Raw genomic sequence first — 17,305 nt, 5'->3', positions numbered from 1 at the left:
TTTCGATACGGGTTAAGAAAACAAGAGAGTTCATTACGGTAAAAAAGTATGGATGAGATCCATACATGATTCCAATACTTCTTCTGGAGCTTCGTCTCGCTTATTGAAATTTCTTGCTCGCCAGTTTACGCTCCTTAATTGGTCTGTTAATATATACCCTGTAATATTTAGTCCAGGAGGCAAGGCTACTTCAAACGGCCAATCTCCGCTTCGCGTGCGAATCGGACAGACGATAGCAAGACCTGTTGCGTAATTAAAAGATTCGGGACTTAAAATAATACAAGGGCGATGACCGGCTTGCTCCACCCCTGATTGCGGATTGAAGTCTAAAAAGCCGATATCCCCCTTTTTAGGAACAGCGTTATTCAAATGTATTCCTTCCCTTCTGGTTTGCCAAAGTCATAATCTAAATGTGGATTGGGTCTCCCTTTTATTTTGGCTAGTAGATCATCTAATGTAGGTTTCGTTTTAGCGGGGCGGATCATGATTCCGTCATCACATAATTGAAGTTCTATTTCGGAACCGTTATCTACCCCAATGTTTTTAGCAAGATGAGTAGGAATGCGGACGGCTAAACTATTTCCCCATTTTTGAAGGGTTGTCATATGTTTTCCTCCTTTTTTGTCATGTGAACTTTTATTCTGGTTTCCTTCTTTGTCGTTGTAAACCATTCTATCATCTCGTTTCTACATTGTATATACATATACATATCCAAATCAGTAGAAAAGAATACGATATTTTGCAGAAATGAGTAAAAAGTCCACATTCCCTTCGTCATTTTCTTGTTTCACATAGATTATCGGTCAGGAGCGTAGCGACTGGCTGGCTTGATTTTGCTCCGTCTATCAAAAAGAAAACCCCTACCATAAAATAATATAGGTTTCTATATTTGCATAGCATACAGATCATTCAAACAATCAGAGCAGGTTCCAGCAGTACAATGACTACACCCCATCGCAGTCATTCGAGCAGCTGTTCGAGAAAGGGGTATTTATCCAGAGACTCTCCCTTCGAAATCAACTATCTGCCAAAAAAATTATATATAAATATTACCAATATCTATCAAATCTCTAATACGGGATTGGTTCCAATGCGGAAGAGGTATCTTACATATAGCCAAATTTTAAAAGATAACTAGTAACTTAAACTGCCCATCTTAAAAGGGGAGAGAAGGGGGATGAAGATGTTTACTCTAAGTGATCTCGACAAATTTGCATGGGCCTTTTTCGTCGTTTTGCCTATTGTTAATTTAGTTCATGCTGCCGGGCATCAACTCTTTGTATGGATATTTGGGTTGAAGGGCGATTTAACGATTGGCAGGGGAAAAAGACTGTTTTCTATAGGGTGTATGCATATTCATGTACTTTATTTTGTAGATGCTGCCTGCCACTATAAAGGGATAGAGAAGAAAAAAAGATGGCAGCAGACATTGATTCATGGGGGAGGTGTATTATTTAACTTATTGTCGATTCTAGTCGTTAATTCTTTAATCATTCAGGATGTTCTACCAAAAAGCTCATTTTTCTATCAGTTTGTTTATTTTTCCTTTTATTTTATTTTTTTTGCCGTGCTTCCTTTTAATTATGGAGAAGATTCTCCGAACGATGGCAAATCAATTCTATTGATATGGAAGCAAAAAAAGTAAAGGAGAAAGTTAATGTTTTCGGAATATTTATAGCTTGTTTTGGGTACATGACAATTAACCCTAGGTTCTATCGAAGTGAGAAGGAGGAATAAAGTTATGTTAAATCAAGCAAGGAAAGAAGAATGGAATATTGTAAAAGGAATTGCTCCTAATGTAGATAAGGAAGCATTATTTAATAATAAGAGAAAAGTATTCCTATTTGGATCGCCAAGTTATACGAATATTGGGGATCAAGCTATTGCCTATGCTGAGGAGAAGTTTATTAAAAATTGTTTTCCTTACTATGAATATATTGAAATTATGGACTATGCAACAGAAGAAGGAATAGAGCTAGTCAAAAAGATTATAAGCGAAGATGATATTGTTTGTTTTACAGGTGGAGGAAATCTCGGAAGTTTATACGTAGATATTGAGGAAGATCGTAGAAAAGTAGTTTCATCCTTTAAAGACTACAAAACAATTGTTTTTCCACAATCCGCCTTTTTTGAGGATACAGAGGAAGGTAGAGAAGAGAAGCGGAAAAGCCAAGAGGCATACAATCAAAATCCTAATCTAACTTTAGTGGCAAGAGAGAATCAAACTTTAGATATTTTAAAAGAAACCTTCCAGGCAAATGTTATTTACACTCCAGATATGGTATTATCTCTGTCTATTGAGCCAAGGGAGCTGGAACGTGATGGTGTTCTATTTGTTCTAAGAGCAGATAAGGAGAAGGTGACAGAAGAAAGCTTTGTTTCCGACTTAATGGAGTTATTTGGAAAAACGGAGTCTGTGGAGCGGACAGATACGGTTTTATCAGAGGTTGATGTGATTGATTATGCGGACCGTGAAAAGTACTTCTTAAAAACGCTTGATAAAATTGGTTCCAAAAAGTTAATCATTACAGATCGGTTGCATGCTATGATCTTTTCTATTATCACTAAGACACCTTGTCTAGTGTTCGGAAATAGCTATGGAAAAGCAAAACATTCTTATAATGATTGGCTGCATGAGTTATCCTTTATTGAATATACTGATAACAAAGATCTAAATGACATACCAGCAATGGTAGAAAGACTGCAAAATGCAGAGCCGAATAAGATTGATGTAATGGAAGATTTCCAAGTACTAAAAGACTTTTTTAAAGGATAAGTTCCAATGAACGTGGGGAGATCTAACGGAGGTAAAAGAGGAAAGAATGTCAATATAAAACATTGATATTACTTAAATCTTTGCACTTTGTTGGGTCTTTTTTATTGTGTTTTGTGAAACGTTTCTACTAATAATATTAAATGTATTAATTAGAAAACGCTTGCAAGTTAATTTTTCGTGATATATACTAACTTATATCGAAACGTTTCTATAAAATTCATCTGAAAATGGAGGAAACAAGAATGAATTTCAAAAAGAAATTTGCATTGCTAGGAACCACAGCATTACTTGCAGTAGGATTAATGGCGGGATGTTCTGAGAGTAAAAATGATGCTAGTGACTCAGAAGTACTAACCGTTTGGGGAATGGGAGATGAAGTGAAGCAGCTCCCTAAAATGGCGGAGGAATTTACGAAAGAAACAGGCATTGAAGTAAAAATTCAAGCAATCCCCTGGGCTAGTGCTCATGATAAATTACTGACAGCCGTAGCTTCGAAGGAAGGACCTGATGTCCTTCAAATGGGCACTACTTGGATGCCGGAGTTTCAAGAAGCTGGTGCATTGGCGGATATGGGGCCATTTATTGATAAAAATGATCATTTAAAGCCAGAAAACTTTTTCGAAGGGTCAGTAGAAACAACCAAGTTTGATGATAAGTATTACGGGATTCCATGGGCGGCAGAAACGAGAGTTTTATTCTATCGTACGGATATTTTAGAATCCGTTGGATATAAAGAGGCGCCTAAAACATGGGAAGAGCTTGAAGACGCCGCGAAGAAATTATCAGAACGAGGAGACAATATGTATGGTTTAAATGTCGATTCGAAAGAACAAACACTTGGTTTCATGTTTGCTCGACAAAATGGTTCTGAATTACTGTCAGATAAGGAAGAAGCGCGATTTAACCAAGCGCCGTTTGTAGAAGCAGTGACGTTTTTAAATGATATGATCCAAAAAGGTTATGCGCCTAAACAGGACTTAGGAATGGATGTTTCGCAAACGTTCTCAGGAGATGCTATTGTACCAATGTTTATTAGTGGTCCGTGGATGGTGAAAACAGTCAATGATACAGTGCCGGATATCGAAGGCAAATGGGCAACTGCCGTTCTTCCTGCTGGAAAAGATAATAATGATTCTAGTCTTGGTGGATCGAATTTAACCATATTTGAACATTCGAAGAAAAAAGATCAAGCGGCACAATTTATTGATTTTATGGTCAGCAAGGAAAACCAATTAAAGTGGTTAGAATTAACAAATGCCATGCCAACAGTAAAAGAAGCGTGGAAGGATGAAAAGCTAGCCGGAGATCCATTATATGAAGTATTTGGAGCACAAATGGAAAATTCTCATCCCATGCCATTGATTCCAGAATTTGAAGAAATCGCTCAAAACTATTTGAAGCATTTTGAGAAAATTTATTTAGGTGGAGCAGATGTACAGACAGAGATGGATGCATTTAATGCAGAATCAGAAAAGGTTTTAAGTAAATAAATGAGCAGAAAGGAGTATCTAAAACATTAGAGGAAGCTATCTGAATAAACCGTTCGATTAGAAAAATATCTTTCTAATCTGAATGTGTTAAAAGGAATCTTTCTCTAAAGAGATGCTCCTTTCTATTTAAAGTAAAGGAAGTGCTTTAAAATTGAGAAACTTTACTAGTAAAAGAGCCCCATATTTATTCATTTCTCCTGCATTGCTCTTACTAATGTTGTTTTCCTTAATTCCTATAGTTGTAGCTTTTTTTATTAGTTTTACAGATATCAGCTTAGTTGGATTAGCGGATTGGTCACAGATCAATTTTGTGGGATTAAGTAATTACAAGGAAATCTTAACAGATCCTGTTTTCCTCAAGTCTATTGGAAATACCTTGTTTTATGTAGTGATTGGTGTGCCTTTAGTTATCGCCTGTTCCTTAGGAATCGCGGTTATGATTAACTTCGGGGAAAATAAAATATTTCAATTTTTTCGGTTGATTTTTTATACGCCGTCGATAACAAATGTGGTCGCCGTAGCAGTGGTTTGGAGTTATCTTTATAACCCGAGCTTTGGATTTTTAAACTATTTACTGTCTCTTATCAATGTTTCTCCAGTACCGTGGCTGCAAGATCCGACAATGGCGAAAGTGTCATTAATTATTCTTGCTTTATGGCGAGCAATTGGTACGAATATGATTATTTTTTTAGCGGCTCTTCAAGGTATACCGAAAGAATATTATGAGGCTGCCTCATTAGATGGCGCTAATCGACGTCAACAATTATTTCAAATTACGATACCAATGCTTAAGTTTGCAACTTTCTTTGTAACGATTACGACGATGATTGGCTGGCTCCAGTTTTTCGAAGAACCGTTTATTATGACCAATGGCGGGCCTTTAGATAGTACTACTTCCGTTGCGTTATTTATTTACCGGAACGGGTTCCAATTTAGTAAGTTTGGTTATGCAGCGGCAGGGTCATTTATTTTATTTATTGCGATTATTATCGTTACCTTGATTCAATTCCGCATTCAGCGTAAGAGTGATGAAGAATCATTATAGGAGGAAATAGCTATGCATACATCTCAAAAGCAAATGAGAACTTCAAAGTGGATTGTTGGAATTATTCTTACTGTTGGCGGATTTTTTATGGTCTTACCATTTATTTGGATGCTGCTTTCTTCCCTGAAAACGGATGCAGAAATTATGCAGTTTCCTCCAACTATTTGGCCGCAGGAGATTACTTTTGCTAATTTTAAAGAATTGTTTTTAGCGTTTAACTTTGCCGTGTATTTAAAAAATACATTAATTATCGTCCTATGCTCATTTGGCGGACTAATTTTGAACGCGATGGCAGGATACGGCTTTGCAAAATATAACTTCAAGGGAAAGAATATTCTCTTTTATTTAGTGCTTGCGACAATGATGATACCTGGGCAAGTCACAATGATTCCAGTCTATTTGATTTTAAACGCAATGGGTTTAACAAATACAATGGCAGGGATTGTTCTTCCGGGTCTAGTGGGGGCTTTCGCCATTTTCCTATTCCGTCAGTTTATGTCTACTATATCGAACGAATTATTAGAAGCTGCTCGATTAGATGGTGCGAGTGAATGGAAAATATTTTGGAAAATAATTATGCCTGTTTCACGCCCGGTTATAGCTGTGCAGGGAATATTGACCTTTATCGGTGCGTGGAATTCCTTCTTATGGCCGCTAATTATGGCGAATGATGAAAAGTATTATACATTATCTGTTGGTCTACAGCTTTTAAAAGGACAATATGCAAGCAATTATGCTCTGCAGATGGCTGGTTCTACCTTTATGATTATTCCAATCATTATTGTATTCATGATATTCCAAAAATACATCCTGCAAGGATTCAATGTATCAGGATTGAAGTAAGGAGCATGTAAATGAGACAAGAAGATTTAGTTAAATTAGTGGATGAAATGACAGTAGAGGAAAAGGTAGATCAGCTTCTACAGCTTTCTGCCGATTTTTATACAAAAAAAAGTGAAGAAATGACAGGACCTTTAACTGATTTAGGGTTAACAGAAGAAAATATCAAACAAGCTGGCTCTACATTAGGTTTATCGGGAGCTGAAGAAGCTATTCGTATCCAAAAGGAATATATGAAAAAGCATCGCTTAGGAATTCCAACCTTAATGATGGCTGACATTATCCATGGATTTCGAACGATTTTCCCCATTCCTTTAGGTTTAGGGAGTTCCTGGAGTTTAGAAGCTGCGGAAAAAATGGCGCGAATTTCTGCATTAGAAGCTAGTGTATCTGGTTTACATGTAACCTTTTCACCGATGGTTGACTTAGTGCGCGACCCTAGATGGGGGAGAGTGATGGAATCAACAGGAGAAGATGCTCATTTAAATAGTGAATTTGCGAAAGCGTTAGTGCACGGCTATCAAGGAGAAGACTTGAAAAGCGATACAGAACGACTAGCGGCCTGTGTAAAGCATTTTGCTGCATATGGTGCTCCAGTGGGAGGAAGAGACTATAATACGGTCGATATGTCTGAACGGCAACTAAGGGAAAGCTATTTACCGAGTTACAAAGCTGCTATTGATGCAGGTGCTAAATTAGTAATGACCTCCTTTAATACAGTGGACGGGATTCCCGCAACTGGGAATGAGTGGCTTTTTAGAAAAATATTAAGGGAACAGTTTGGTTTTGATGGGGTAGTAATATCTGATTGGGGAGCAGTGAAGGAATTGATTGCTCATGGCGTAGCTGGAAATGAAAAAAAGGCTGCGGAGCTTGCCATAAAGGCAGGAGTAGATATTGAGATGATGACCACTTGTTATGCTCACTATTTAAAGGAGTTAGTAGAGGAAGAAGTAGTAGACGAAAAACTTTTAAATGAAGCAGTGCTAAGAATCTTAGAATTGAAAAATGATTTAGGGTTATTTGAAAATCCTCATCGCGGAGCAGATGCGGATCGGGAAAAAGAAGTAATACTGTCACAATCTCATCGAAATGCATCCAGAGAAATAGCAGCAAAATCAATTGTATTGCTAGAAAACAATGGAGTCCTGCCGTTATCTGCCAATCAAAAAGTAGCAGTTGTCGGACCGGGAGCAGATTCACAGGATATTTTAGGAGCTTGGTCATGGCAAGGGAAAATGGATGAAGCTGTGTCGTTACTTGAAGGGATGCAAACGAAATCTGCTAATATTCTCTCAGCAGAAGTACCTTGTGATTACTTTGAACTATCAGAAGACATGATTTCAAGTGCACTAAAAGCAGCGAGTCATGCAGAAGTCGTTGTATTAGCTTTAGGGGAACAAGAATGGATGAGTGGAGAGGCGGCCAGCCGAAGTAATATTTCCTTGCCGAAAGAACAGATAAAGCTTTTTAAGCAATTAAAGGATACAGGTAAACCGATAATCGTTACGCTGTATAATGGCCGACCGTTAGATATTAGTGAGCTAGATGGAGCAGCTGCCATTTTAGAAGCGTGGTTCCCTGGTACAGAAGGTGGAAATGCACTAAGTGACATTTTATATGGAGATGTAAACCCAAGTGGACGTTTAAGCATGAGTTTCCCAGAAAATGTGGGGCAAGTGCCAGTTTACTACAATGGAGATAATACAGGTCGTCCTTATGAAGAGAATCCGGACGATAAATATGTTTCTAAATACTTGGATGTTTCAAATTATGCACGTTATCCATTTGGCTATGGATTAAGCTACAGCGAAGTTGTTTATAACAATTTGCAAGTAGATAAAGAGACCATATCGGAGAATGAAGCCGTGACAGTTACGGTGGAAGTGGAGAATAGAGGCAACTATCCTGTCACAGAAACGGTCCAGCTTTATATTCGTGATCTAGTCGGAGAAGTGGTGCGTCCTGTTAAGGAATTAAAGGACTTTAAGCAAGTTTATTTAGAAAACGGAGAAAAGCAAGTGGTAACATTTATTATTTCGGAGAAGCAGCTTCGATATACCCACAGAAATATGCAATTCATCAGTGATGATGGCGATTTTGAAGTAATGGTTGGTCCAAATAGCATAGAACTTCAATCAAAATGTTTTAAATTAAAAAAGATAAGAGGATAGGGATGAAGATATGAATACTCAAATAGTTACATTGAATGGGAATAATACGACATTTTCATTTCTTCCTAGCGGGGATATATATGAGATTTGTCATAAGGATATAATGGTTAACCAACTCATAGGGAATTTATTAGATGGCAGTGCTAACCAGATCTATTTGCGTGTGTTTAAAAATGGGACAATTCTTTCAACACCATTACTAGGTATTCAATCGGATAGCAAGCTGGCAGTAGGTGAGCGTGTATTAATTTGGAATGGCACCTTTCAAGGAGTATCCTATGAAGTTAAATTTATATTAACTTTACAGGATGTATGGTTCTGGGAAGTTTCTTTACAAGGGAATCAAACAGTAGACTTATTATATGGACAGGATATTGGCATTGCGGCAAAAGGAGCCGTTCAATCAAATGAAGCGTATGTGTCTCAATATATCGATCATTACATCGATTCACAGCATGGATATACAATTTGCTCCAGACAAAATCAGCCGCAAGAGGGTAAATTTCCGTATCTACAACAAGGATGTTTGCAAAAAACAATTGGATTTAGTACAGATGGATACCAATTCTTTGGAAAGTCCTACAAAGAAACAAATATTCCTGAGGCATTACAGAGAGAAAGCCTTCCAACAGAGGTTTATCAGTATGAAATGGCTTATGCGGCCCTGCAAACAGAGAAACGAAATGTACAAGAGAAGCAATCGTTCGTTTTTTATGGTTCTATCTTGGAAAACCATCCAGCAGCCGTAGAGAAACCTTGTTTTACTACGGAACAAATAGAAAAAATTTGGGTAGAAGCAAGCAAGTTGGAACAGGTTACAAAACCAGTAAATAAAATGACGTGTATCGTTAATCAAGTTATCAAAACAGAAAGGTTGACTCCTGAGGAAATAGATGAGTTATTTGGTATTCAACTAGAAAAAGAGATAGTAGATCAAAAACTTTTGTCCTTTTTTACCGATAATCAACGTCATGTTGTATTAAAGGAAAAGGAAGTTCAAATGGAAAGGCCGCATGGTCATATCCTTTTAAGCGGAACTGACTTAGTAGTAGATAAACCGGTAATGGCTACAACGGTCTATATGTATGGAATTTTTAATTCCCAAATTGTTTTAGGGAACACTTCCATGAACAAAATGATGAGCAATAATAGAAATTCACTTAATATAATGAAGAAATCTGGTCAACGGATTTATATAAAAATAAATAATCAGTGGCAGTTATTAGCTATGCCATCTGCATTTGAAATGGGCTTTAATGTTGCTAAATGGTATTACAAGCTTGCGGACGACTTGATTACAGTGACAAATTATACCTCTGTTGAAGAGCATGAGATTAAGCTGAGCATCGAGAGTAAAAAAGGGAAAAAATATGATTTCGTCATTAGTAATCATATTTTAATGAATGATGGAGAGGATTCTGTACCGTTTAAATGGGAACAATCAAATCAAGTCATCACATTTAATGGCACACCAAGTTCAACTGTCGATCAAGGCTATCCAGAGCTAACTTATCATATCCATGTTGAACAACCCTTTACGTTGAAGGATGAAACGGTTTTTGTTTCTCTTAAGGAAGGATCTGACTTCCCGCTAGTCATGTTAGAATTGCTGCAAGAACATACCGTAAACCTTACTATTCAGGGGAATTTGCACAGAGGAAATTATCAGCATCATCAAAAGATCGAAAGTATAGAGACGGAAAGCTATGAACGTTATCTGGATGGATTATTAAATGGTTTTCAGATGAAGCATGAGAATCCGCTCATCCAAGAAGAAGTAGAGAGAATGAATCTGCTTAGTAGATGGTATTCTCATAATATGCTAGTCCATTATCTGTCTCCGCATGGGTTAGAGCAATATGGCGGGGCTGCATGGGGAACAAGGGACGTTTCACAGGGGCCGGTGGAATATTTCTTTGCTGTTAATCGCCCTGAAATTGTCCGTGAGATTTTGAAAAAAGTATATGCAAACCAATTCGAAAATGATGGGAATTGGCCGCAGTGGTTTATGTTTGATCGCTTTGAAAAGATTAAAGCAGATGAAAGTCATGGCGATGTTATTGTATGGCCGTTAAAGGTAGTTGGAGATTATTTAACATTTACAGGCGATACGAGCATATTAGCGGAGTCTATTCCATTTACAGATCGGGATACATTTGCGAAAACAGAAGAGTCTTATCCGTTAATGGAGCATGTTAAGAAGCAAATCCACTATATAGAGGAAAATTTTCTGCCGAATACGTTTTTATCCTGTTATGGAGATGGAGATTGGGATGATACATTACAGCCATATGATAGCAGGTTAAAGAAAAATATGGCTAGCAGCTGGACAGTAGCGCTTACCTACCAGACAATCCGTAATTTAGCGAGAGCGTTAGAGAGCTATGATAGTCTGTATGCAGCATACCTTTTTGATTTGGCTAAAAATATTAAAGCGGACTTTAACCGTTTTATATTAAGTACAGATACCATTCCAGGATTTGTCTATATGGAGGATTCGGATCATGTGGAATTAATGATACATCCAGATGATAAAAAAACAAATATTCAATACCGATTATTACCCATGACAAGAAGTATGATTGCGGAATTAATCACACCGGAGATGGCCGAACGTCATTATCAAATTATAAAAGAAAATTTATATTTTCCGGATGGAGTGCGGTTAATGAATCGGCCTGCATCTTATAAAGGCGGCGTAAGCACTAACTTTAAACGTGCGGAACAGGCTGCTAACTTTGGAAGGGAAATTGGTTTGCAATATGTACACGCCCATATTCGTTTTACGGAAGCAATGGCGAAGTTAGGGAAAGCAGAAGAAACATGGAAAGGATTAAATACGATTAATCCAATTGGTCTTAAAGATCGTGTAGAAAATGCAGCTATTCGGCAGAGTAATGTTTATTTCAGCAGTTCTGATGGCGATTTCAAAACGAGGTATGAAGCACAAGAGAATTTTGGTAAACTTAAAAATAGCGGTATTCCTGTAAAAGGCGGCTGGCGTATATACTCCAGCGGGCCAGGAATTTATATTAATCAGTTAATAAGCAATGTGTTAGGGATTCGCCAAACAGCTGCAGAGGTTATTATTGATCCAGTTCTGCCAGAAAGCTTAAATGGTTTAACTGTAACATTTCAATTATTAGATAAGCCTGTAGAGATTAAGTATATACTTAGGTCTAAAGATAGGAAGGCGATCTTTAATGGAAATGTTCTAGAGAACAGACTAGAAGATAATCTTTATCGGCAGGGTGGAATATGCTTAAATAAGGAAGCAATGAAGAAAGTATTACAACAAGAAAATATATTAGAAGTATACTGCTAATAGGAAGGGGTGAAGGCAATGGTAGGGATTAAAGATATAGCTAAGGCAGCTGGTGTTTCTATTTCTACCGTATCCTATGCACTAAATGGCAGTCCAAAGGTAACGGAAGCCACTCGTGCAAGAATAACTGCTATTGCAAATGAGCTCAATTATATTCCTAATATGGCAGCGAGAACATTGAAAAAGCAGGAAACAAAAATTATAGCTGTCTATCTTGCAGATTATGGCGGGAGCTTCTATGGAGAGCTATTAGAAGGAATTAAACGGGGTCTTGCCTATTACAACTACGATATGATTGTTTGCAGTGGGCAGAAGTCCCATCTGTTTCTTCCGGAAAGAATGGTAGATGGGGGTATTATTCTAGATTGGACCTTTAGCACGGATGAAATTATTCAATTTGCTAATCGAGGCCACTCTTTAGTTGTGCTGGATCGAGAAATTAGTTGTCCAAATGTTAGAAAAGTGTTATTGGATAATAAAGGCGGAGCAACGCTTGCGGTGGAAAAAATAATTTCAAGTAATCTGGGAAAAGTTTATTTGGTAACAGGTCCAGAAAAAGCGTTTGATAGCCGGCAGAGGCTGGAGGCAAGTGAACGCGAATTAGCACGCTATGGCGTAGAATATGAGGTTATTCCCTCTGCATTTACGGAGGAATCGGGTTATGCAGCAGCAGAAATCATTCATTCGAAGATGACATGCTCACCGATTACTATTTTTTCTTTTAATGATGAAATGGCTGTAGGGATTTATAAATATTTTAAAGATAAAGATAGAAAGATAGGCACAGATATTTCCCTTATTGGATTTGATAATATAGAAATTGGCTCTTTTCTTAATCCGTCATTAGCGACAATTTCTTATTCCAAACATCGTTGGGGAATGGTTGCCGCGGAAAAAGTGGTTCAGTTGATAAATAATGAAGAAGTCGAGGATGAATGGATAATTACCAGTTTTGTAGAAGGAAAATCATTTATTTCTAATAAAAAGTAGGGGTGGAAAAATGGCTGTCTCTAAAGTGAATTTTCGTTCTGAAGTTTTAGGAAAAGCAACTTCTATGAATATTTATCTACCTGATAAAGGGAATAGCCCCCTTATTCCTGTTATCTATCTGTTACATGGCTGGTCTGATGATGACGAAGCTTGGTTAACTGCTACATCACTAGAAAGATATGCGTCAGAGTATGAATTTGCGATTGTGATGCCTCAAGTGGATTTAAGTTACTATGCAGATATGGTAAATGGAAATCGCTATTGGACGTTTTTATCGGAAGAATTACCTGCATTAGTGAGAAAGTGGTTTCGTATTTCCGATCAGAAAGAGGCTAGCTTTGTTGCTGGACTATCCATGGGCGGCTATGGAGCAACGAAATTGGCTCTCACTTTTCCCAATCGCTTCAACAGCTTTGCCTCTTTATCAGGAGCAATGGATGCCGTGGAATTGTGGAAGAGGGATAAAGATAGAGACAAAGCATTTGCAGATATTTTTGGATCTATTCAGCAGCTGGCTGGCAGTGAAAATGACTTATTCTATCTTTTGGAGAAGCTAAAAGAAGATAGCCAGGTGAAAATGCTGCAAATATGTGGTACAGAAGACTTCCTTTATCAGGATAACTTAAAGTTTAGAGAGAAAGCGCAAAAGAAAATAAGAGATTTTCATTATATTGAAATGCCGGGAGATCATAACTGGGCATTTTGGGATAAAACAATTCAGATTGTATTAAAATGGTTTGATGAGAACTATAAAGAAGCGAATAATTAAAAGAAGGGACTGTCCATTTAGGGATAGTCCCTTTGCTGTTTTCATGAAAGAAGGATGCCTCTTTAGGAAAATTATAAATTCCCCAAAATTCTTGTCCCATGCGCTTCTTTCATGCCTAACTCCGAAGAAAGCAACGGCAGGTTAGCAGATGTTATTCCGCCGCCAGGAATAATAATAATTTTTTCAGCAGCATATTCTATATAACTTTTTAGTGCAGGCAGATTGTTCTCTATTCTGGTTGATAGAGGGCCGCCATGCGTTAAAATACGGTGCACGCCATGGGATGCGAGCCAATCGATTGCTTGCCATTTTAGCTGAGGAGCAATTTCATCAAAGGCCATATGAAAGGTAATCTCCATCCCAGCGGCAGCGTCTATGCATTTCTCCAGCGCTTCTTCATCAATCCAGTTAGCTTTATTCAAGCAGCCGATTACAGCTCCATTTATACCAAGCTCTTTAAAAAGGTGGATATCTTGGCGCATAATATCTATCTCATGCTCGTTATAAATAAAGTTTCCGCCTCTTGGGCGAATGATAGCCATCACCTTTGTATTGGTGTTTCTGCAATAGGAAATCGTTTTTGCCGCAACGCCATAGCTTACTGTTGTTCCTCCAACAGAAAGGTTATCGCATAACTCAATTCGATCTGCCCCTTTTTGGATGGCGCTTGGAACAAGTGTGAAGTTTTCTACACATACTTCTTTTATCATTATTATCACCTACCAATCTAATTAAGATAGTATCATATATGGACATAAAGGAACGGTATAATAAGTGGCTATTGTTTTCTCTTTCCTAATATGTTAAAGTATTTGGAAAATAAGAGGTGATGGAAATGGTTAAACGCACACTTAGTATCTTTCTTTCACAATTACATCATCATAAACAGTAGTCTTGCTATTTCGATTTAAAAATCGTACATAGGAAGGCTATTTCTCATGAAACCGCATTTGATTAAGTTTTACTACTTAAATCAAGGGCGGTTTTTTATTTTTAAACAGGAGGCTAAAAAAATGAAGAAGATGAATTATCAAAATGTAAAGGGAACACTCGATTATTTGCCAGAAGAGGAAGGAATTAGAAGAACGATCCGCAGAACGATGGAAGATGTATTCATTCAGTATGGCTGCAAGCCGATAGAGACACCAATCCTAAATTATCAAAGCTTGCTTGCTTCTAAATACGCTGGCGGGGCAGAAATATTAGAAGAAATGTATACACTTTCCGATCGGGGGAAAAGAGAGCTGGCGCTGCGATATGATTTAACGATCCCTTTTGCGAAGGTTGTTGCAATGAATCCAACATTAAAAATGCCTTTTAAACGCTACGAGATTGGCAAAGTTTTTCGAGATGGACCAATAAAGACCGGCCGTTACCGGGAGTTCACACAATGTGATGTGGATATTGTAGGTGTTCAATCGCAAGTGGCCGAAGCAGAGCTCATGATGATGGCATTAGATATTTTCAGAAGATTAAAGATGGACGTGACGATTCAATATAATAATCGTAAATTATTAGTTGGATTTCTCCGTCAGTTAAATATTACAGGTCTAATGGTAAACCGTGTGATTTTGATTTTAGATAAAATCGAGAAAATTAGTAAAGAAAAAATAAAAGAAGAACTAAGGGAGGCGGGATTAGACCAAGTGGCGATAGATGCTATAGAATCTTTTTTACAAAAGGACTTGGACGGTATTGTAGAGGAGTATCGACAGTTGGCAGAAAAAGAGGAGATTATCAAACAGGGGTTAGAAGAATGGAATGAATTACAAGCATATTTAAAGCAGCTAGAAATTGAGTCATGTTGTTTGTTTAACCCATTTCTTGCGCGAGGGCTTGAAATTTATACAGGAACGATATATGAAATTTTTTTAACAGATAAAAGCGTAAAGTCAAGCATCGGGAGTGGCGGAAGATATGATAACGCGATAGGAGGCCTAATTGGTTCCCAAGAAACTTATGCAACAGTGGGCATTTCTTTTGGGCTGGATGTCATTTTTGCCGCTCTTTCATTAGAGAATAGCTATTTAGAAGCGGAAAGGCTAGACTACTACATTATTCCAATTGGTCGCCCGATGGAAGCTATATCAGCAGCAAAAGCGCTTCGAGACCAAGGTTTTAAAGTGGAATTAGAACTAGGAAAGAAAAAACTGGCAAAAGCTTTAGATAAAGCAAATAAAGAAGGTGTCAAAAAGGTCATTATAATAGGAGAAAACGAGGTAGATGGAAATACGTATAAAGTGAGAGATATGGAAACGGGAGAGGAATGGCTAGAAGCTTTTCAATATTAAGTAGGATGGGGCAGTAGATGGGAGACATTTACTGCCTTTTTATGTTTGTCAGGATTAGAAGCGTGTCAAAACCCATTTCAAGAAAAAAGGTAAAAGAAAAAACATATCCATATTCCTTTTCATATAAGTTAAAAAAATTACCTTTCCGGTCGCATAGAAAAGCAAATTCTCTAGAAAACTTCATAACAGATTATTTCCACACAAGAGAAGCATACTACAAAAGAAATAATATTTAATAGTAGATATTCGTTGTAATGTTACTTAAATGATGATAACATAAAGTTATGTAACATTATTGGGAGGCAAACCGATGGAATATGTCGATCCTATAAAAGAAATTGAGAGTATTAATGCGATTAAAGAAGTATTAAGAAAACAATCTCAAAGAGACTTGCTCCTTTTTGTATTAGGTATTAATACAGGAATAAGAGTTAGTGATTTACTCGCATTAAAAGTTCGGGATGTAAGAGATGCGTCGGGAATTAAGGAGTTTTTGTATCTTCGTGATTCAGATGAAGTGAAGGCATACTATTTAAATAGTAAAGTGCATACTGAATTGGAGAAGTATTTGCAAGAACATGAATTTGAAGAAGATGAATTTCTTTTTAAGTCTCAGAAGAATAATCAACCGATTACTCGTCAACAGGCCTATCGGATTATAAACAAAGCGGCAAAATTAGTTGGAATTTCTGGGAAGATTGGAATGCATACCTTGAGAAAAACATTCGGCTACCATGCCTATCGAAAGGGGATTGCTATTTCTTTATTGATGCATGTATACAATCACACTTCCCGTTCGGAAACATTAAAATATATAGGCATTGAAAAGCACGAAAAGAGATTAGTTAAAGTGGACGTTAATCTTTAATAAAAAACTCCACCAAGTTTGGTGGAGTATAAATGGCCTATAGATAATCATCATCGTTACTAGCGTTCGTATCGATGTCAACATTCGTTAATTCGTTAACGATGTCCTCATGTACTTGCACTTGCAATGTTTCTTGATCTTTCATAAATTTGAATACACCATTATTGAAATCCGTACCATGTTCTTTAAAGAAAATCCCTTCATACATTACCTGCTTTGTATGATTAAAAATTAGACGGTATCCATTTTGTTCTTTTACTAAATATGCACGTACACCTTTTTCATATTGACCTTCAGGGTTTTTCAAAAAACGAGCGACCGAAATGATATGAAGATCAACAAATGGGATTTCACGTAATAACGAATTAATAATCGAACCTTTTGCAATCTGCTCCCAACGACTTTGCGCTGTTTGACCGAGAACAATTTGGGTGATGTTTTTTTCTCTAGCTACTTCTGCGATTACCTTAGAGATTGGTCTTGATTCCTTGTCTTTAATGATAAACGCATCCGCACTATGACGTTCAGCTAACTCTTTCCATCTAGAAATATAGTTTGACTTTTCTGCATCCAGCTCATCAAACGGTTTGGAATCCACCGTTAGAATATAGAGTGGACAATCAAGCATATTAGCTAATTTACAGCCTCGTTGTATAAGACGTTCACCGTTAGGACCGTAATAAACGCAGACGAGAATACTTTCATCCATGCGTTCTTTTCCATTTATCATGATTTTT

Annotated in this window: 15 protein-coding genes; 11 read left to right on the top strand and 4 right to left on the bottom strand. The window is 37.3% G+C overall.

Annotation, left to right across the window (positions count from 1 at the left end):
• Window positions 1-33: 33 nt before the first annotated feature.
• Both MHH96_RS05015 and MHH96_RS05010 read right to left on the bottom strand, forming a co-directional pair.
• Entirely contained in the window at window positions 34-369 is a 336-nt protein-coding gene (locus MHH96_RS05015; RefSeq protein ID WP_061797077.1) for a type II toxin-antitoxin system PemK/MazF family toxin, read from the bottom strand.
• Window positions 366-605, bottom strand: coding sequence for an AbrB/MazE/SpoVT family DNA-binding domain-containing protein (locus MHH96_RS05010; RefSeq protein ID WP_061797075.1), 240 nt, complete (start codon window positions 603-605; stop codon window positions 366-368). Before MHH96_RS05010 ends, MHH96_RS05015 begins: the two co-directional genes overlap by 4 nt.
• A 572-nt stretch (window positions 606-1,177) precedes the next feature.
• Between MHH96_RS05010 and MHH96_RS05005 the strand changes: the two genes are divergently transcribed.
• The 9 genes from MHH96_RS05005 (at window position 1,178) to MHH96_RS04965 (ending at window position 13,409) form a co-directional block, all read left to right on the top strand.
• Complete coding sequence (locus MHH96_RS05005; RefSeq protein ID WP_235844443.1) at window positions 1,178-1,645, top strand: hypothetical protein; 468 nt, start codon at window positions 1,178-1,180, stop codon at window positions 1,643-1,645.
• 96 nt (window positions 1,646-1,741) lie between these two features.
• Window positions 1,742-2,776, top strand: coding sequence for a polysaccharide pyruvyl transferase family protein (locus MHH96_RS05000; protein WP_061797073.1), 1,035 nt, complete (start codon window positions 1,742-1,744; stop codon window positions 2,774-2,776).
• A gap of 242 nt (window positions 2,777-3,018) precedes the next feature.
• Window positions 3,019-4,266, top strand: coding sequence for a sugar ABC transporter substrate-binding protein (locus tag MHH96_RS04995; protein ID WP_144544966.1), 1,248 nt, complete (start codon window positions 3,019-3,021; stop codon window positions 4,264-4,266).
• A 214-nt stretch (window positions 4,267-4,480) separates the two neighbouring features.
• Window positions 4,481-5,311: a carbohydrate ABC transporter permease gene (locus MHH96_RS04990; RefSeq protein ID WP_369988880.1), complete on the top strand. Its 831-nt coding sequence runs from the start codon at window positions 4,481-4,483 to the stop codon at window positions 5,309-5,311.
• Window positions 5,312-5,323: 12 nt separating this feature from the next.
• The gene (locus MHH96_RS04985) at window positions 5,324-6,154 is read left to right on the top strand and encodes a carbohydrate ABC transporter permease (RefSeq protein ID WP_061797067.1); all 831 of its coding nucleotides are present in this window, start codon (window positions 5,324-5,326) and stop codon (window positions 6,152-6,154) included.
• Between the two features lie 11 nt (window positions 6,155-6,165).
• Window positions 6,166-8,325: a beta-glucosidase BglX gene (gene bglX, locus MHH96_RS04980; RefSeq protein ID WP_095258302.1), complete on the top strand. Its 2,160-nt coding sequence runs from the start codon at window positions 6,166-6,168 to the stop codon at window positions 8,323-8,325.
• Window positions 8,326-8,335: 10 nt separating this feature from the next.
• Window positions 8,336-11,650 carry a GH36-type glycosyl hydrolase domain-containing protein gene (locus MHH96_RS04975; protein ID WP_095321958.1) on the top strand — a complete coding sequence of 1,105 codons (3,315 nt, stop codon included), beginning with the start codon at window positions 8,336-8,338 and terminating at the stop codon, window positions 11,648-11,650.
• 18 nt (window positions 11,651-11,668) lie between these two features.
• The gene (locus MHH96_RS04970; protein ID WP_047940934.1) at window positions 11,669-12,640 is read left to right on the top strand and encodes a LacI family DNA-binding transcriptional regulator; all 972 of its coding nucleotides are present in this window, start codon (window positions 11,669-11,671) and stop codon (window positions 12,638-12,640) included.
• 10 nt (window positions 12,641-12,650) lie between these two features.
• Window positions 12,651-13,409 (top strand): alpha/beta hydrolase, encoded by a 759-nt coding sequence (locus MHH96_RS04965; RefSeq protein ID WP_095258300.1) that lies wholly within the window; start codon window positions 12,651-12,653, stop codon window positions 13,407-13,409.
• Between the two features lie 71 nt (window positions 13,410-13,480).
• Here MHH96_RS04965 and MHH96_RS04960 read toward each other — a convergent pair whose 3' ends face one another.
• Entirely contained in the window at window positions 13,481-14,119 is a 639-nt protein-coding gene (locus MHH96_RS04960) for a copper homeostasis protein CutC (RefSeq protein ID WP_047940932.1), read from the bottom strand.
• Window positions 14,120-14,422: 303 nt separating this feature from the next.
• Here MHH96_RS04960 and MHH96_RS04955 point away from each other — a divergent pair, with 303 nt between their 5' ends.
• Together MHH96_RS04955 and MHH96_RS04950 are read left to right on the top strand one after the other, a co-directional pair.
• Window positions 14,423-15,700, top strand: coding sequence for a histidine--tRNA ligase (locus MHH96_RS04955; protein WP_341116850.1), 1,278 nt, complete (start codon window positions 14,423-14,425; stop codon window positions 15,698-15,700).
• A gap of 310 nt (window positions 15,701-16,010) precedes the next feature.
• A complete protein-coding gene (locus MHH96_RS04950) occupies window positions 16,011-16,568 on the top strand; it encodes a tyrosine-type recombinase/integrase (protein ID WP_047940929.1) in 558 nt (185 codons plus the stop codon).
• A 37-nt stretch (window positions 16,569-16,605) separates the two neighbouring features.
• Here the strand turns inward: MHH96_RS04950 and MHH96_RS04945 are convergent, their stop codons facing one another.
• Window positions 16,606-17,298, bottom strand: coding sequence for a universal stress protein (locus MHH96_RS04945; RefSeq protein WP_047940928.1), 693 nt, complete (start codon window positions 17,296-17,298; stop codon window positions 16,606-16,608).
• Window positions 17,299-17,305 lie beyond the last annotated feature (7 nt).

Origin of the sequence: Niallia sp. FSL K6-0212, assembly GCF_038007605.1 — a bacterium.
Lineage (GTDB): Bacteria > Bacillota > Bacilli > Bacillales > Cytobacillaceae > Niallia > Niallia circulans.
Note: the sequence above shows the minus strand (reverse complement) of the source record. Positions and strands in the feature narration are given on the sequence as shown.

What these genes read in the sequence shown, in the direction of transcription:
- MHH96_RS05010 (WP_061797075.1), bottom strand. Translation starts at nt 605, where the DNA reads ATGACAACCCTTCAAAAATGGGGAAATAGTTTAGCCGTCCGCATTCCT.
- MHH96_RS05005 (WP_235844443.1), top strand. Translation starts at nt 1,178, where the DNA reads ATGAAGATGTTTACTCTAAGTGATCTCGACAAATTTGCATGGGCCTTT.
- MHH96_RS05000 (WP_061797073.1), top strand. Translation starts at nt 1,742, where the DNA reads ATGTTAAATCAAGCAAGGAAAGAAGAATGGAATATTGTAAAAGGAATT.
- MHH96_RS04995 (WP_144544966.1), top strand. Translation starts at nt 3,019, where the DNA reads ATGAATTTCAAAAAGAAATTTGCATTGCTAGGAACCACAGCATTACTT.
- MHH96_RS04990 (WP_369988880.1), top strand. Translation starts at nt 4,481, where the DNA reads ATGTTGTTTTCCTTAATTCCTATAGTTGTAGCTTTTTTTATTAGTTTT.
- MHH96_RS04985 (WP_061797067.1), top strand. Translation starts at nt 5,324, where the DNA reads ATGCATACATCTCAAAAGCAAATGAGAACTTCAAAGTGGATTGTTGGA.
- bglX (WP_095258302.1), top strand. Translation starts at nt 6,166, where the DNA reads ATGAGACAAGAAGATTTAGTTAAATTAGTGGATGAAATGACAGTAGAG.
- MHH96_RS04975 (WP_095321958.1), top strand. Translation starts at nt 8,336, where the DNA reads ATGAATACTCAAATAGTTACATTGAATGGGAATAATACGACATTTTCA.
- MHH96_RS04970 (WP_047940934.1), top strand. Translation starts at nt 11,669, where the DNA reads ATGGTAGGGATTAAAGATATAGCTAAGGCAGCTGGTGTTTCTATTTCT.
- MHH96_RS04965 (WP_095258300.1), top strand. Translation starts at nt 12,651, where the DNA reads ATGGCTGTCTCTAAAGTGAATTTTCGTTCTGAAGTTTTAGGAAAAGCA.
- MHH96_RS04960 (WP_047940932.1), bottom strand. Translation starts at nt 14,119, where the DNA reads ATGATAAAAGAAGTATGTGTAGAAAACTTCACACTTGTTCCAAGCGCC.
- MHH96_RS04955 (WP_341116850.1), top strand. Translation starts at nt 14,423, where the DNA reads ATGAAGAAGATGAATTATCAAAATGTAAAGGGAACACTCGATTATTTG.
- MHH96_RS04950 (WP_047940929.1), top strand. Translation starts at nt 16,011, where the DNA reads ATGGAATATGTCGATCCTATAAAAGAAATTGAGAGTATTAATGCGATT.
- MHH96_RS04945 (WP_047940928.1), bottom strand. Translation starts at nt 17,298, where the DNA reads ATGATAAATGGAAAAGAACGCATGGATGAAAGTATTCTCGTCTGCGTT.